The 15,024-nt window shown below is 58.7% G+C and carries 13 protein-coding genes and 1 other RNA gene; 7 read left to right on the top strand and 7 right to left on the bottom strand.

Features of this window, described 5'->3' with window-relative positions; translation table 11 throughout:
• Positions 1 to 49: 49 nt before the first annotated feature.
• Positions 50 to 1,468 carry an MATE family efflux transporter gene (locus ACKXF9_RS11915; RefSeq protein WP_339394735.1) on the bottom strand — a complete coding sequence of 473 codons (1,419 nt, stop codon included), beginning with the start codon at positions 1,466 to 1,468 and terminating at the stop codon, positions 50 to 52.
• A gap of 305 nt (positions 1,469 to 1,773) precedes the next feature.
• On the opposite strand from ACKXF9_RS11915, the gene ACKXF9_RS11910 reads away from it, so the two are divergent.
• Positions 1,774 to 2,727, top strand: a complete 954-nt coding sequence (locus tag ACKXF9_RS11910; protein WP_249238563.1) for a phospho-N-acetylmuramoyl-pentapeptide-transferase — start codon at positions 1,774 to 1,776, stop codon at positions 2,725 to 2,727.
• 352 nt (positions 2,728 to 3,079) lie between these two features.
• Here the strand turns inward: ACKXF9_RS11910 and ACKXF9_RS11905 are convergent, their stop codons facing one another.
• From ACKXF9_RS11905 to ACKXF9_RS11895, 3 genes are all read right to left on the bottom strand, one after another.
• Entirely contained in the window at positions 3,080 to 3,934 is an 855-nt protein-coding gene (locus ACKXF9_RS11905; RefSeq protein WP_418266330.1) for a bifunctional 5,10-methylenetetrahydrofolate dehydrogenase/5,10-methenyltetrahydrofolate cyclohydrolase, read from the bottom strand.
• A gap of 141 nt (positions 3,935 to 4,075) precedes the next feature.
• On the bottom strand, positions 4,076 to 4,711 hold the full coding sequence (locus ACKXF9_RS11900) for a cyclodeaminase/cyclohydrolase family protein (RefSeq protein WP_418266329.1): 636 nt from the start codon (positions 4,709 to 4,711) through the stop codon (positions 4,076 to 4,078).
• Entirely contained in the window at positions 4,702 to 5,274 is a 573-nt protein-coding gene (locus tag ACKXF9_RS11895) for a 5-formyltetrahydrofolate cyclo-ligase (protein WP_418266328.1), read from the bottom strand. The genes ACKXF9_RS11900 and ACKXF9_RS11895 overlap by 10 nt, the downstream gene beginning before the upstream one ends.
• Positions 5,275 to 5,516: 242 nt before the next feature.
• Between ACKXF9_RS11895 and glyA the strand changes: the two genes are divergently transcribed.
• The 4 genes from glyA (at position 5,517) to ACKXF9_RS11875 (ending at position 8,884) form a co-directional block, all read left to right on the top strand.
• Entirely contained in the window at positions 5,517 to 6,770 is a 1,254-nt protein-coding gene (glyA, locus tag ACKXF9_RS11890; protein ID WP_339394741.1) for a serine hydroxymethyltransferase, read from the top strand.
• Between the two features lie 101 nt (positions 6,771 to 6,871).
• Positions 6,872 to 7,387, top strand: a complete 516-nt coding sequence (locus ACKXF9_RS11885) for a cob(I)yrinic acid a,c-diamide adenosyltransferase (RefSeq protein WP_418266327.1) — start codon at positions 6,872 to 6,874, stop codon at positions 7,385 to 7,387.
• A 240-nt stretch (positions 7,388 to 7,627) separates the two neighbouring features.
• Positions 7,628 to 7,888, top strand: a complete 261-nt coding sequence (locus ACKXF9_RS11880) for a heavy-metal-associated domain-containing protein (protein WP_418266326.1) — start codon at positions 7,628 to 7,630, stop codon at positions 7,886 to 7,888.
• A 36-nt stretch (positions 7,889 to 7,924) separates the two neighbouring features.
• Positions 7,925 to 8,884 (top strand): ketopantoate reductase family protein, encoded by a 960-nt coding sequence (locus ACKXF9_RS11875; protein ID WP_339394744.1) that lies wholly within the window; start codon positions 7,925 to 7,927, stop codon positions 8,882 to 8,884.
• An 83-nt stretch (positions 8,885 to 8,967) separates the two neighbouring features.
• Here the strand turns inward: ACKXF9_RS11875 and ACKXF9_RS11870 are convergent, their stop codons facing one another.
• From ACKXF9_RS11870 to ACKXF9_RS11860, 3 genes are read right to left on the bottom strand one after another with little or no spacing between them, the layout of a single operon-like run.
• Complete coding sequence (locus ACKXF9_RS11870) at positions 8,968 to 11,457, bottom strand: ATP-dependent DNA helicase (RefSeq protein WP_418266325.1); 2,490 nt, start codon at positions 11,455 to 11,457, stop codon at positions 8,968 to 8,970.
• 45 nt (positions 11,458 to 11,502) lie between these two features.
• The gene (locus tag ACKXF9_RS11865) at positions 11,503 to 12,588 is read right to left on the bottom strand and encodes a hypothetical protein (protein WP_418266324.1); all 1,086 of its coding nucleotides are present in this window, start codon (positions 12,586 to 12,588) and stop codon (positions 11,503 to 11,505) included.
• A gap of 57 nt (positions 12,589 to 12,645) precedes the next feature.
• Positions 12,646 to 13,215, bottom strand: coding sequence for a uracil-DNA glycosylase (locus tag ACKXF9_RS11860; RefSeq protein WP_249238573.1), 570 nt, complete (start codon positions 13,213 to 13,215; stop codon positions 12,646 to 12,648).
• Between the two features lie 198 nt (positions 13,216 to 13,413).
• On the opposite strand from ACKXF9_RS11860, the gene pta reads away from it, so the two are divergent.
• A complete protein-coding gene (gene pta, locus ACKXF9_RS11855; protein ID WP_418266323.1) occupies positions 13,414 to 14,439 on the top strand; it encodes a phosphate acetyltransferase in 1,026 nt (341 codons plus the stop codon).
• A gap of 453 nt (positions 14,440 to 14,892) precedes the next feature.
• Positions 14,893 to 14,991, top strand: an RNA gene (gene ffs / locus ACKXF9_RS11850) — signal recognition particle sRNA small type.
• Positions 14,992 to 15,024 lie beyond the last annotated feature (33 nt).

The raw sequence follows: 15,024 nt of genomic DNA, 5'->3' as shown, positions 1-15,024 counted from the left end.
CCGGCCGGGGAGCTGTTATTTACAGGAAAATAGATTCGCCAGTGGTCGATCAGGCCAATGCCCCTTTGTCCAGCCATCTGCCGCGTGCCAGCCGCACAAGGAACAGCACGCCGCGCATGGTCAGCTCAAAGCTCATGGCAAACCACACGCCCACCAGCCCAAAACGCGGGGCCAGCAGGGTGGCAAGGGTGAGCCGGATGCCCCACATGCTGACGAGGTTCAGCACAAAGCAGCCGGCACTGTCGCCGGCACCCTGCATGGCACCGCTGGCAACGATGCTGGCTCCGAACATGGGCTCGGCCAGAGCTTCGATCCGCAGCACCTGTGCACCCAGTGCAATAACTGCGGTGTCTGCGGTGAAGATGCCCATCAGATTGGGCGCAAACAGATACATGCCTGCACCGGTCAGAGCCATGATGCCTATGCCCATGCAGGTGCACAGCCATGCAAAACGTCTGGACATATCCCGGCGGTTTGCGCCTACAGCCTGACCGACCAGTGCAAGGGCGGCATCCTGAATGCCGTAGCCTGCCATATAGCACAGGCTTTCGGCGCTCACCCCCAGACTGTTGGCCGCAATGGCAGTGGTGCCAAGACCGGACACGATGCGGATGAGCAGGACCTGTGCGGAGGAAAGGGCCGCGCGTTCGGCGGCCAGCGGTGTGCCCACCTTCCAGAGGTTCTGCAGGCAGGCTCTGGTGATCTGCCAGGAGCCGGGCTTGCGGATGCACAGCGGGCCATCGCGGAGCAGCAGCAGTGCCAGCGTCAGCGTGCCGCTGATGGCAGTGGCAAAGGCGGTGCCCAGCGCCGCGCCCGGCACGCCCCAGCCGAGGCCCCACACGGTCATGGTACGGCCCAGCACCGTCATCTGCCGGGTGGGGTTGATGAGGAAGAAGTTGAAGATCACATCCAGCACGCAGGTCAATACGCTGATCAGGCCCGGCGTCAGGGCGTCGCCGCAGGAACGCAGCATGGAGGAATAGGTGCCCATGACCATCAAAAAGGGCAGGGAAGCGGACCAGATGGCAAAATAAGCCGATGCATCCGCCCGCAGGGACGGGTCTGCCCCCAGCCATCCGGGCAGAAACCGGCTGATGCCGATGCCAAAGGCTGCTGCCGCAAGGCCTACTGCAAGGTTGAAGATCATAGACTGACGCAGTACGCCGCGGGCGTCTGCCTGCCGGTCGGCCCCCAGATACTGCGCCACCTGAATGGCAAAGGACATGTACAGACCGGCCAGCATCCCATGCATGAGCCAGGTGCTGGAGCTGACGATGCCGATGGAGGCTGTAGCCGATGCACCGATGTGGCCTACCATGGCCGCGTCGATGTATTCCACCGCTGTTACCACGATCTGCTGCAGGATGGACGGAATGCTCAGAGTCAGCACCACCTGCATGGTGTGCCGCAGCGGTACCTGTTCGCCCCGGCGCATCTGCGCCGAGAGCTGCTCAAGGGAAATGGTCATTGGTTCTCCTTATCCTGATTACACATTAAAAATGGCACCGCATACGCTTTGCCATATTCAGCGGAAAATAAATTTTTATAGTTTGCGTTTGCTGCGGCCCGCTCCAAACGCTTTTTCACGAAAAGAAGTCCGGAAAGCAAGCAGCAGCCCAAACAGCAGAATTTGACAAACTAATACACTATTATAAGTGCAGGCACGACAAAAGTCAATCAAAGACACATTTTTCGCTGTGAGTGATTGATTTTTTACGGGGAGCGTGATACACTTCTTTCACAGTAAGAATAAAAGAAAGAGGAATTTTGAATATGATCGAACTGCTGCTTTCGGTCGTGGGACAGCGCGGCGTGGATGCTCTGGCATTTCTGCTGGCATTTGCTCTCACGGCTCTGATGGATTCCGTTTTTCATGACAGGCTCCCCCATGACCATGGCCGCGAGTTTGCGGTGAATGGTGCGCTTTCCAAGGGCAAGGCCCGCGGTTCCGGCCTGATCTTCGTGCTGTGCATCGCGCTGGTGTCGATGGCCTTCCTGCCCTTCAAGGTGGAGTATGTCATCTACACCGTGCTGCTCATTGCGTCCATGCTGTCCGGTTACTTTGACGATGCGGCAGAGACCGCGTGGAATGAGTACAAAAAGGGCCTGATTGATTTTGTGATCGCCATTGTAGCCGGTGCCACTTACCTGAACTTCAACGGCTGCGGCGTGCACTTTTTGCAGTGGAGCTTTACCCTGCCGTATGCAGTGTACCTGCTGCTCATCGTCATTCTGATCTGGGCCAGCATCAATGTGGTCAACTGCACCGACGGCGTGGACGGTCTGTCTGCCAGCGTGGCAGTCGTGACCATCGGCACCTACCTGCTGGCCTATAAAACAGAGCTGGCCGAGTACGGCACCGCAGGTGTTGTGTTCATGGGTGCACTGCTGGCCTATCTGTGGTCCAACGCAAAACCTTCCAGCCTGCTGATGGGCGACGCCGGAAGCCGCGCCATGGGCTTTTTCATTGCAATGCTGTCGCTCAAGTGCGGCCACCCCTTTGCCTTCCTGCTGGCAGCCATTGTGTTCATCGTGGATGGAAGTCTGGGCATTATCAAGATCAGCCTGAAGCGCTTCCTGCACATTTCGATCCTCAAGAATACCCGCACCCCGCTGCACGACCATGTGCGCAAGAATAAGGGGTGGAGCGACGAACAGGTGGTGGCCCGCTGGCTGATCCTGCAGTGTGTGGCGTCGGCCCTGCTGCTGCTCCTTGTCCGAGGATAAGCTGATTAAAAATAGCCGCCGCGTGCGCTTTGCAACGGCGACGACCGCGGCCAGTGACCGAAACAGGGAGGAACTGTTGGGGCCGCGGCCTGCAAGATGCGAGTGCCGCTCCAAGGCACGAAGCAGATGCAGGGTGCCGCAACCCGAATATATTCAGCGGAAAATTATTTGTTATTTTGAGGTTCAGAAAAATCTGCGGATTTCTCTGAACCTCTTTTTTACAGGAGAAGAGCCGACGCGGCAGATGCCGCCGCCCGCAACAACCTCTTTCGCAAAAAAGCAAACAAGCCAGACCCACAGAACTTGTCGGGTCTGGCTTGCTTGCTTGCAATGTTATAAATTATTCTTCCGCTTACACTCCGGCCTTTTTGGCGGCGGCCTGCACCACGTGGCCTACCAGTACCGAGGTGGTCACAGTGCCAACGCCGCCGGGCACAGGGGTAATGGCATCCACGACGGGCTCGGCCTCGGCGAATTTCACGTCACCGCACAGCTTGCCCTCTTCGTTCACATGGATGCCCACATCCACCACGGTCTGGCCCTCCCGCAGGCAGTCGGCACCCACGGCACCCATTTTGCCCATGGCGACCACGACCACATCGGCTTCCCTGCACAGGGCGGGAAGATCCCGGGTGCGGGAATTGCAGATGGTCACAGTGGCGTTCTCGCGATCCAGCATCATGGCGGCGGGCTTGCCCACCACAAGGCTGCGTCCCACTACGACAGCACGCCTGCCGGAAAGCGGGATGCCGTAATACTTCAGAATCTCAAGGCAGGCCTGTGCAGTGCAGGGGGCGTAGCCGAGGTCGGTATTGGTGAATACTCCGGCCAGCGAACCGTCCGTGATGCCGTCAATGTCCTTTTCCGGAGCCAGAGCCGCACGCACAGTGCGGTCGTCAAACTGTTTGGGCAGAGGACGGAACAGCAGACAGCCGTGGATGGCATCCTCTGCGTTGATCTCTGCAATCACCTTCAGCAGCTCGTCCTGAGAGGCATCGGCAGGCAGCAGAAACTGCTTTACCTCCACGCCGACCTTGCCGCAGCGGGCGATCACGCCGCGCTCGTAGGAGAGGTCGTCCTCCCGTTCGCCCACACGAACTACGGCCAGCGTGGGCACGACGCCTTTTGCTTTGAGCTGCTCGCACAATGCGGCGTTGCGCTCGTTCATGGCGGCCACAACCGGCGCACCTTTTAAAATCGTTGCCATAATACTTTTCCTCTCTCAATGATTGATAGTAAAAGCAGCTTCTCAGGTCGGAGGGCAGGAAGTTTTTCCAGCGAATGTTCTGGGGGCGGGACTGGAGTCCCGGGCTGTTCGCGGAGAAAGCTTCCTGCCTTCGACCGTAGGTCACCGCATCCGTAATTTCTCCGTCACCGATGCAAACACGGCATCTGCTTTCGGTACAAATTCACCCAGTAATTTATCCGCTTTTGCGTCCAGTTCCGCAGCATGCGCACGGTCTGTCATCAGCTTTGTGTTGATGAACACATTCAGGCTTGCGGCCTGCAAGGCTGCCTTGCACAGAGCGGCTGCGCAGCCTGCGTCCGAGACGGCCATCACGCTGCCCTTGGCGGCGTATTCTTCCACCAGCACAATGCCCTCAGCGCATTTTTCCATGATCTGCAGCGGCACCGCACAGGCGGCGTCCAGTGCGCTTTCCAGTACGGCGGCTTTGTGTGCGGCCTGTTCCGGCGTGTCTTTCGGCAGGCCATAGGCTGCGGCCAGCGGCGCAAAGGCCTCCGCGTCGGCCTGCACCAGAGCTTCCAGCTCTTTGCGCAGGATGTCAGACCGGGCATTCAGGGCCTGAATGCCCGCTTCCACAGCGGCATATTTCTTTTTGCCGATGGTCAGGCTGCCCACCATGCTGCCAAGTGCTACACCGGCGGCACCCACCAGTGCCGCTGTGCCGCCGCCGCCCGGCGTGGGCGCTTTGCCGGCCAGTTCTGCCAGAAACTGCTCACAGCTCCGCTTCATCATTTCCATTGGTAAATACCTCTCTCTGTTACATAGGCGTCCAGCCGCTGGTCATGCCTGTCCACGGCGGCACGGGCGACCCGCTGCGCTTCAAATGCAATGCCGATCTTTCCCGCATGGGTGCAGCGGGGAAGAAAGCGGTCATAATAACCCTTGCCCATGCCGACCCGGAAGCAGTCTGCATCAAAAGCCGTGCAAGGCACAAGGACCAGATCCAGCGCTTCCGGCAGCAGAATCTCCGACCGGCTCAGGATGGGGGTGCGGATGCCGTACTGTCCCACCGCCCAGCCGTCCGGGCCGGGCACAGCGGCGGTAAGGGAATACGCCTCGCCGCACACCGGATAGGCCAGCGTTTTGCCTTGCGCCTGCGCCTTTTCCGCAAAGGCAGAAAGGTCGGCTTCGGAACCAAACGCCGCGTACAGCAGGATGGTCTGCGCATTCTGTACGGCATCCAGCTGCCAGAGGTTCGCACACAGGGCTGCATTTGCTGCGGCGCGTGCCTGAGCAGAAAGCGCTCTGCGTGCGGCACGGCCTGCCCGGCGCTGTGCCTGCTTTTGTTCGCTGACCGTCACCGGAGAACACCTCGCTTCATCTGAAGGTTGACTGACTTGAAAAATATACAAAAACAACATTGCATTTTTATACAAGTATAATAAACACTTCAGACGAAAAAAGCAAGCCTTTTGTCAAAATGGAAGTTGAAGATTCTGCAGCTTTCTGCTATGATAAGAGAAAGCAATTCGGTTCGTGCGCGGAGCAGGGTGGCTTGAAGAGATCCGGGGCTTTCTCCGGAAATTGAGAGGGGTAGAATATTATGTACAATGAAATGATGGACACCATCGGTCTGGTCAATACCGTTGATCCGGAGCTGGCTGCAGCCATGGATCGCGAGCTGAACCGTCAGCGCCAGAACATTGAACTGATCGCCAGTGAGAACATCGTCTCTCCCGCCGTCATGGCCGCAATGGGCAGCATCCTGACCAACAAGTATGCTGAGGGCCTGCCCGGCAAGCGCTACTATGGCGGCTGCGTCTATGTGGACGAGGTGGAGAACATTGCCATCGAGCGTGCCTGCAAACTGTTCGGCGCAAAATATGCCAATGTCCAGCCGCACTCCGGTGCACAGGCCAATCTGGCAGTTTATTTTGCTCTGCTGGATCTGGGCGATACCGTCATGGGCATGGATCTGTCTCAGGGCGGTCATCTGACCCACGGCTCTCCGGTGAACATGTCCGGCAAGAACTATAACTTCGTCTCTTACGGTGTCAACGCCGACGGCGTGATCGATTACGCCGAGCTGGAAAAGCAGGTCAAGAAGGTCCGCCCCAAGCTGATCGTGGCCGGTGCATCCGCCTATCCGCGTGCCATCGACTTTGAAAAGATCGCTGAGATCGCCCACGGCTATGGTGCATATCTGATGGTGGATATGGCCCACATTGCCGGTCTGGTGGCAGGCGGCTATCATCAGAGCCCCGTGCCCTATGCAGATGTTGTGACCACCACCACCCACAAGACCCTGCGTGGCCCCCGCGGCGGCCTGATCCTGACCAACAACCCGATCCTTGCAAAGCGCATCAACTCCGCTGTGTTCCCCGGCACGCAGGGCGGCCCGCTGGAGCATGTCATCGCTGCAAAGGCTGTCTGCTTTGGCGAGGCGCTGAAGCCGGAGTTCAAGGAGTATGCCCGCAAGATCGTGGAAAATGCAAAGGCTCTGGCAGATGCGCTGCAGGCTCGCGGCGTCAAGCTGGTATCCGGCGGCACCGACAACCATCTGATGCTCATTGACCTGCGCGACGAGGAGTGCACCGGCAAGGAGCTGGAAGCACGTCTGGACAGTGTGCACATCACCGCCAACAAAAACACCGTTCCCGGCGAGACCCGCAGTCCCTTTGTGACTTCCGGCGTGCGTCTGGGCACTCCGGCTGTCACTACCCGCGGCATGGGCGTAGCCGAAATGAAGGTCATTGCGGACTGCATTGCCGACTGCATCTGGCATTATGACGAAAAGAAGGACGAGATCAGCGACCGTGTGCTGAAGCTGACTCAGGACTTCCCGCTGTATCAGTAAATATCGCTCTGTTTGAAAGAGGAAGCGCCTTCGGGTGCTTCCTCTTTCTTTTTTGCAGAGTTTGTGTTACCATAAACACAAAGACAAAAGGAGAAATGACCATGGAGCGTACAGGGCTGTTACATCTATATTACGGCGACGGCAAGGGCAAGACCACCGCTGCCATGGGCCTTGCGCTGCGGGCGCTGGGCAGCGGAAAAAAGGTGGTGGTCCTGCAGTTTCTCAAGGGAGGACAGAGCGGCGAGATCCCACTGCTGGAACAGCTGGGCGCAAAGATCTACCGGGGCAAGGCCGGGCAGAAATTCGTGTTCCAGATGAACGAAGCAGAAAAGGCTGCCACCCGCGATCTGCAAAACCGGAACCTTGCTGCTGCTATGACCGAAGACGCCGATCTTCTGGTGCTGGATGAAGCGGGCAGTGCGTGGGAACTGGATATGGTGGATAAGGCCCTGCTGCAAAAGGCTGTGCTGGCCCGGCCTGCAGCGCAGGAGTGTGTCCTGACCGCTCATGCCGCTCCGCAGTGGATGCTGGATGCTGCGGACTATGTGACCGAGATGAAGTGCTGCCGCCACCCGTACCAGAGGGGCATCGCGGCCCGGAAGGGCATTGAATACTGACACAGACGGGACACCGGTGCGGGGTATTTTTATCTTGCATTTATCCGACCGGTGTGATATGATGAAGACAAGAAACCATGCGTGCATTTTTCTGAGCAGACCCGACAGCAGACAGGGAACCGCTCCGCACCGCTGCCGGGGCAGTTCTCGGCGGCGTTTTGTTTGAAACGGCGGTTAGTATTTCCTAACAGAGCGGATACCTGTGGGCCGGTGTGCGCAGGACATCTGGAGGGGAATAAAATGATTGAAACGATCGTAAAAGTAGATGGTATGATGTGCGGCATGTGCGAGAGCCATGTCAACGAAGCAGTGCGCAAGGCCTTTCCGGAGGCGAAAAAGGTCGCATCCTCGCAGGCCAAGGGGCAGACCGTGATCCACTCGGAGCAGCCGCTGGATGAGCAGAAGCTGCGGGATGCCATCAATGCCACCGGTTACGAGGTCAAAGGCGTAAAGAGTGCACCTTACGAGAAAAAAGGCTTTTTCTCGTTCTTGAAAAAATAAGCGGACCCTAACACACATCAAGGGAGGCGTATCGGTATGAGGATCCTGGTTTATGGTGCGGGCGTTTTGGGCTGTGAGCTGACGCATGTGCTGCTGCAGAACAAAAAGAACGTTGTAACGCTGCTTGCACGCGGTGAGTGGAAGGAGATGATCGACCAGAAAGGTCTGGTCATCCGCCACTGGGCGCAGCGCAGAACAACCACAGAACGTGTAAAGACCATTGATGTCCTTGCGCCGGATGACTTCTATGACCTTGTTTTTGTGGTGGTGCAGGCAGGGCAGCTGCCGGATGTGCTGCCTGTGCTCAAGGCGAACAGGAGCCAGTACTTTGTGTTCGTGGGCAACGACCCTCATGCAAAGCAGGTCTTGGAGTACATGCAGCGTCCGGCTGATAAGATCGCATTCGGCTTCCAGAACTCCGCAGGGCACCGGGAACATGGCCGCGTGGTCAGCGCGCACGTCGGGGTGGGCATGACGGTGGGCGGCGCAACAGCACCGCTGTCCGGTGCGTTCCGCATCCGGCTCAAGACTGCCTTTGACGGCACGAAATATAAGCTTACCTTCTACAGTGATATGGACGAGTGGCTCAAGTGTCACATTGCCTTTATCCTGCCGGTGTGCTATGTCTGCTACGCCTGCAATGGAGACCTGACCCGCGCCACCCGACAGCAGCGCGGAGCGATGATCGATGCCGCCTATGAAGCCTGTCTGATGCTCAAGGACGCCGGCATCCCGGTGAATGACAAGGAAAACACGGATGTTTACAAGCCGGGTTCTGCAGGCCGCCGTCAGGTGGAAGCCATGGTGCTCGTGATGGCAAAAACGCCGCTGGGCCGTTTGTGTGCATCGGACCACGCAATGAACGCGGTGTCCGAAATGAAATATCTGGACGAGGCCTTTGAGGCTCTGCGCAGGCAGACCGGTACGGCAATGCCCATGTGGGAAAAGCTGCGCAGCGAGATGCCGCCATGGGAGACACTGCAGCACCAGAAATGATGCCGGGCCGTCGCAAATAAGACAAAATAAAGCCACCGCCGGACCGATCGGAAGATCGGAAAGGCGGTGGCTTTTGTCTGCGGCTATTTCTGCCAGAAATCCTGCAGCGCCTGCCCAAGCTCCTCGGCGCTGTGCAGATACCGGATGTGCTGCCAGTGCGGCGGGAACAGCCGGGCATAATCCGGCCGGGCAAAGCGGTCGTCCAGCAAAAGCACCACACCCCTGTCCTCCGGTGTGCGGATGACCCGCCCGGCGGCCTGCAGCACCTTGTTCATGCCGGGATAGCGGTAGGCATAGTCGAATCCGGAGCCGTTTTGTGCATCGTAGTAGCGGCGCAGCATTTCCTGCTGGGGGTTCACCTGCGGCAGACCGACCCCCACGATCGCACACCCGATGAGTCGGTCGCCTGCAAGATCCACACCCTCGCCAAAAACACCGCCCAGCACCCCAAAACCCAGCAGAGTTTCTTTTGGCTGCGGCACAAATTGTGCAAGAAATTCTGCCCGGGCAGCATCGTCTGCGCCGCTCTCCTGCACAAGTGTGCGGATGTCCGGGTGACGTGCTGCAAAATCTTCGTATACCTGCCGGAGATAGGCGTAACTTGGGAAAAACGCCAGATAGTTGCCGGCTTTTCCGCTGGTCAGCCGGGCCAGTGCATCCGAAACGGCCTGCACACTGGTTTCTCGGTCGCGGTAGCGGGTGGAGATATTTGCCATGCAGTAAAGACCGAGATTTTCGGCGGGGAAGGGGCTGGGCAGCGCCACGGCCCGGGCATCCGCGCAGCCCAGCACGCCACGATAATAGCTGGGCGGGGTAAGTGTTGCACTGAATAGGGCTGCACTGCGCCCGGCAGCAAGGCTGGCCTCCACAAAGGGCGCCGGGTCCAGACACAATAGCTGCAGTTCCAGCTCACTGCCACGGGCAGTCAGCTGGGTGACAAAATGGCTGTCGTACCGCTCGGAAGAGCGGAGGATATCCTGCACTGCAAAATAAAGCTCCAACAGCTGTGCATGGGCATCTGCGTCCGGGTTCGCTTCCAGCCAATCCTGCAAGGGAGCCTGCACCGCCCGCAGCGGGCTGAGCAGGGCAGATGGAAGCTCCCGCAAAAACACGGTGCCGTCCTGTGCATACAGCGGCTCGGGCATCTCCGGCACAGGGTCCTGCAAAGACGGCAGAAGAGTGGTCTGAGCGGTGTCGGTTTCCGGTGCGCTGGTCTGGCCGCGGCGCGGTGCCAGACGCACGCAGGCTTTCCGGACATCCAGAAACGCCCGGTCTGCGCGGGTCAGCGCGGTCCGGAGGGAACTTTTCCCTTTGCCAAGGGCGCGTTTTGCCTCGGTCAGACTGCTTTTGAAAAAGCGTGCGGAGTACATGGCTCTGGCACGGTCGGGAAGGTTGTGTGCCTCGTCGATCAGGAACAGCCAGTCGCCGGAAGCATCAAAGAACCGCTTCAGGTGTACGACGGGGTCGAACAGATAATTATAGTCGCCGATCACCACATCGCACCATTCGCTCAGGTCCAGCCCCAGCTCAAAGGGACACACCGAAAAACGCTTTGCCGCCCCGGCCAGCGCGGCGCGGTCAAAGCTGCCGGTATCGTCCAGCAGTGCGGACAGGGCATCTTTGATGCGATCATAGTAGCCGTTGGCATAGGGACAAAGCTCCGGCAGACAGGCAGGATGCCCTTCCGGGTCCGGGTGAAGACAGACCTTTTCCTTGGCGGTCAGGGTCACGCTGCGCAGCGCAAGCTCCGGCGCGGCAGTGCGCAGCCGGGCAATGGCATCCTCGGCCGCGGCCTGAGTCGTATTGCGGGCGGTGAGGTAAAAGAGCTTTTCGCCGCTGCCCTCACCCATGGCCCGCAGGGCGGGGAAGAGGACGCTCATGGTCTTGCCGATGCCGGTGGGTGCCTGACAGAACAGACGGCTGCCGCCTTTGTGGTCGGCATCCCTTCCGGCACGGCAGGCGCGGTAGACTTCCCCCGCCAGTGCCCGCTGCCCGGGGCGGTACTGCGCAAAAGGAAACGGCAGAGCGGCAAGGCTCTGGCTGCGCCTTGCCGCCCAGTCCAGCTGCCGCCGTGCCCATGGTGCGTACTGACAAAGGAGTTTGTGCAGAAACTGCTCCAGCTCCGGTGCGGAAAAGTGACGCACAAAGCGGATGATCTGATCCGTATCGATCTGATAATAGGTCAGCTGGACGTTCAACTCCGGCAGGTTTTGCCGGGCGCAGTAAATGGCACCGTATACCATGCCCTGCGCCCAGTGGCAGGGGTTCATATCCTCGGTGATCGCTTCATAGGGGACAGCGGTGGTCTTGATCTCGTCAATGACCGTCGTGCCGGAACCGTCGGCAAAAATGCCGTCCGCACGTCCTTCCAGAAGGAACGTGAGCCCCTCTGCCTGCCGCTCGGCGGAGAGAAACACCTCGGCCTGATAGTCCTCTCCGGCCGCTTTTTGCAGCTTGCGGTGGATGCGTGCACCTTCCAGTGCGCGGTCAAAGCCGGTAAAACGGCTGTCGATGCTGCCGGTGCGCAGCAGAAACTCCACCAGCTGGCGGATGGGCAGATGGATAGAGGACAAGGCGGTTCACTTCCTTTGCTTTGAAATGCTCTTTCCGTAAAAAAGCTAATCCAATTCAAACATTCTAATGCATTCTTTTGCTGCCGCATCCACCTTGCCAAAATCCACGGCTGCACGGTAGTAGGTCTCCAGCTCGTCGTGGCAGCTCTTGGCCTGTGCCATCAGGGCACTGGCCTGCTCCAGCAATTCTGCAGCGGCGCGCTCGTTGAAGCGCAGCCGTGCACGATACCCGGCCAGATTTTCCCGGTCAAGGAAGCGGCTGCAGCGCACGGCCTGCACGCCGGGCAGCTGCACCGGATGCCAGCGATTGTCCGTGAGGAAGGCAAGCTTCAGCTCCGGGATGAGGATGTGGTCGATCTTGTCATCCGGGTGCATGGCGCAGGGGCAGGTGATGAGGTGGTAGCCCCGGGTCAGGGCTTCGGCGCGGATGAGTTCCAGCAAAAGCCGCGACACTGCGCCATAATCGTCCCGGAACACGATGAACTTGCTGGCAAGTGCCTGCACGGTACCCTGATAGAATACCTCACCCTTGGGCGTGACGGCGGAGAGCAGCCGCAGCTCCTCGGTGCCGGTGCCCTCGGTGCGCGGCAGCACCCGGGCGCACAAACGCTTGACGTAGCGGCGCACCTTGTCAAAATTGGCACTGCATGCCTCGGCCCGGCGGCTGTCCAGAAGCAGACTGCCCGCCGAAGCGATATACCGCGCCGCCCGGCTGCGCAGGATGGCGTTGCGGGCAAACAGCGCTTTTACCTCCTCAGTGTGCAGATGCAGCTTTTCGGCGTCGATGGTATGATACAGGCTCACCACTACCTCATCCGCTCCCGGGGCATCCGGTTCCACCACGTGGGGCGCGGTGGCGTCCACGATGGCCCGGCGCTGCCCGGGCAGGATCACGCCGTCCAGACTGTCCGGGTCGCTGGCGCAGTGGATGCGCTGGGTAAGCAGGCCGTTCTGCTCTGCAGCGCGGGCCAGCCGCTTCATCAAAGTGGATTTGCCGCAGCCCGGCCCGCTTTTGATCAGGTACATCTGCATCCCGGGTTCGCGGCGCAGCGGTTCAAAGTAGCCCTTGAATCCGGCAGGTGTGGTCGCACCCAGAAAAAAATCAATGGGATCGTGCCGTGTGGTTTCCATAACTGAACACCTCTCTTTTGCTTTACAGTATGCAAAAGGGAAGGGTTTGGTTCGTTCTTATTGATAGGTATGGTCACACACCTTTTCAATGGTCTCCCGCAGGGCGACAAAATCCTCGAAGGCAGTGGGCTTGTTCTGCGGCTGACGCAGCAGGGCAGCAGGGTGGAAGGTGCCCATGAACAGGATGCCGCCCTTCTCGATGAACTGCCCGTGCTCCTTTGTCACCGAAAAGTCCGGGCGGATCATCCGCTGCGCGGCAATGCGGCCCAGACAGACCACGATCTTTGGCCGCAGCAGACGGAACTGTTCCCGCAGCCAGGGCATGCAGGCCTCGCTCTCGGCGGGCAGCGGGTCCCGGTTCTGGGGCGGGCGGCATTTGACGATGTTGGCAATATAGCAGTTCCGGCTGCGGTCCAGATCGATGGCAAACAGATATCGATCCAGCAGCTGGCCGCTGCGGCCCACAAAAGGCAGGCCCTGTTCATCCTCGCTCTGGCCGGGGCCTTCGCCTACAAACAATACTTCGGCATTTTCAACACCCTGACCGAACACCACGTTGGTGCGGGTCTTGCACAGCTCGCAGCGTGTGCAGGCCAGACAGCCCGATCGCAAAGTTTCCCAATCCATGACGACACGATCTCCTCTTGAAGCAGTATGATATTTTATTCACAAATAGAAACGCTTTTTCTCCTAAAATAATAGCACAAAAAGCCAATTTTGTCTTGAACTTTTTGCCGGGTGTGCTAGAATAAAGAAGAAAGGCATCCTTGTGTCCAACAGACGCCGGGATGCGAATATTGGAAAGTTAATTCGGAGGTAATCACAATGGCTGATATGTTTGCACCGCTGGTAGCACAGCTGAAGGCAAATCCCAAGACGATCGTTTTCACCGAGGGCAATGATCCCCGCATTCTGGAGGCTGCTGCAAAGCTGCTGGCTGAGGGCGTGCTGAAGGTCGTCATGGTGGGCAACGAGGCTGAGTGCAAGGCTGCTGCCGCCGCCGGTAATTTTGATATTTCCGCTGCCGAGATCATCGACCCTGAGAACTACGCAGGCTTCGATGAGATGGTCAACACCATGGTGGAGCTGCGCAAGGGCAAGCAGACCGCTGAGGAGTGCACTGCTCTGCTGAAAAAGTCCAACTACTTTGGCACCATGCTGGTGAAGATGGGCAAGGCTGACTGCCTGCTGGGCGGCGCTACCTACTCCACCGCCGATACCATCCGTCCCGCCCTGCAGCTGGTCAAGACCAAGAAGGGCGCACATCTGGTGAGCTCTTGCTTTATTCTGGACCGCGACTGCGGCGAAGAGGGCCTGAAGCGCATTGCCATGGGCGACTGCGCCGTGAACATCGACTACACCGATACCGTTGATAAGGCTACCGGCGAGGTCAAGGTCTCTGCTGCTGCAAAGCTGGCTGAGGTCGCTGTTGAGACTGCCAAGACCGCAAAGCTGTTCGGCATTGACCCGAAGGTTGCAGTGCTGAGCTTCTCCACCAAGGGCTCCGGCAAGGGCGGCACGGTCGCTCTGAGCCATGACGCTGTCATCAAGGCTCAGGAAATGGACCCCGAGCTGGCTGTGGACGGCGAGCTGCAGTTTGACGCTGCCGTTGCTCCCGAGGTTGCACAGGTCAAGTGCAAGGGCAGCAAGGTGGCTGGTCAGGCCAACACCTTCATCTTCCCCTGCATCGAGGCCGGCAACATCGGCTACAAGATCGCTCAGCGTCTGGGCGGCTACGCAGCTTACGGCCCCATCCTGCAGGGCCTGAACGCTCCCATCAACGACCTGTCCCGTGGCTGCAACGCAGACGAGGTCTACAAGATGAGCCTGATCACTGCCTGCCAGTCCTAAACTGCCGACCGGCTGAATAGCATCTGCCTTTTCAAAGACTGTCGTACTTTTTTGTGCGGCAGTCTTTTTTGCGTGAGAACGATCAGGGATGCCCTCCGCAGTGCTTTGGGCATTTTCACGAGAGAAGTCGTGAAGAAAAATAACCCGATTTATCTTGTCTTGCGATAGAATAGTACCATCTATTGTTTCAGATACCGTTTCCGGTTGCGACCCCTTCGGTGAAAAAGAGGTTCCGAAACGCCCGCAGGTGTTTCGGAACCTCAAATATTAAAATGCAATTCCCTGAACAATGGCCAGAGCGCAGCGGAGGCCATTTTAAATCGTCCGGCGCAGCTTTTTTGCACCGGCAAAAACCGGCCGTGCCCCTCTTGCAATCTGCCTGCGTTTATGGTACAATATCCTAGCATTCAATGAATGTGTCGGACAGCGCCTGCTGCGTGGTTCGGCATACGGATGCGGGTCCTGTACGATGGATTCGCTGTGAACCAGGTCAGGTGGGGAACCAAGCAGCCTTAAGCAGTGCGTTCGTGCGTTTCAGTAAGCCTGCATCCGTATGCCGAGTTACGCAAGGCGGGGACAAAACCC

This window comes from Faecalibacterium sp. 9 (genome assembly GCF_048320955.1).
Classification (GTDB): Bacteria; Bacillota; Clostridia; order Oscillospirales; family Ruminococcaceae; genus Faecalibacterium; species Faecalibacterium wellingii.
The sequence above is the reverse complement of the archived record's forward strand: the minus strand, read 5'-3'. Positions and strand labels throughout refer to the sequence as shown.

Coding starts and splice junctions, on each gene's coding strand:
- ACKXF9_RS11915 (WP_339394735.1), bottom strand. CDS start 1,468: ATGACCATTTCCCTTGAGCAGCTCTCGGCGCAGATGCGCCGGGGCGAA.
- ACKXF9_RS11910 (WP_249238563.1), top strand. CDS start 1,774: ATGATCGAACTGCTGCTTTCGGTCGTGGGACAGCGCGGCGTGGATGCT.
- ACKXF9_RS11905 (WP_418266330.1), bottom strand. CDS start 3,934: ATGGCAACGATTTTAAAAGGTGCGCCGGTTGTGGCCGCCATGAACGAG.
- ACKXF9_RS11900 (WP_418266329.1), bottom strand. CDS start 4,711: ATGGAAATGATGAAGCGGAGCTGTGAGCAGTTTCTGGCAGAACTGGCC.
- glyA (WP_339394741.1), top strand. CDS start 5,517: ATGTACAATGAAATGATGGACACCATCGGTCTGGTCAATACCGTTGAT.
- ACKXF9_RS11885 (WP_418266327.1), top strand. CDS start 6,872: ATGGAGCGTACAGGGCTGTTACATCTATATTACGGCGACGGCAAGGGC.
- ACKXF9_RS11880 (WP_418266326.1), top strand. CDS start 7,628: ATGATTGAAACGATCGTAAAAGTAGATGGTATGATGTGCGGCATGTGC.
- ACKXF9_RS11875 (WP_339394744.1), top strand. CDS start 7,925: ATGAGGATCCTGGTTTATGGTGCGGGCGTTTTGGGCTGTGAGCTGACG.
- ACKXF9_RS11865 (WP_418266324.1), bottom strand. CDS start 12,588: ATGGAAACCACACGGCACGATCCCATTGATTTTTTTCTGGGTGCGACC.
- ACKXF9_RS11860 (WP_249238573.1), bottom strand. CDS start 13,215: ATGGATTGGGAAACTTTGCGATCGGGCTGTCTGGCCTGCACACGCTGC.
- pta (WP_418266323.1), top strand. CDS start 13,414: ATGGCTGATATGTTTGCACCGCTGGTAGCACAGCTGAAGGCAAATCCC.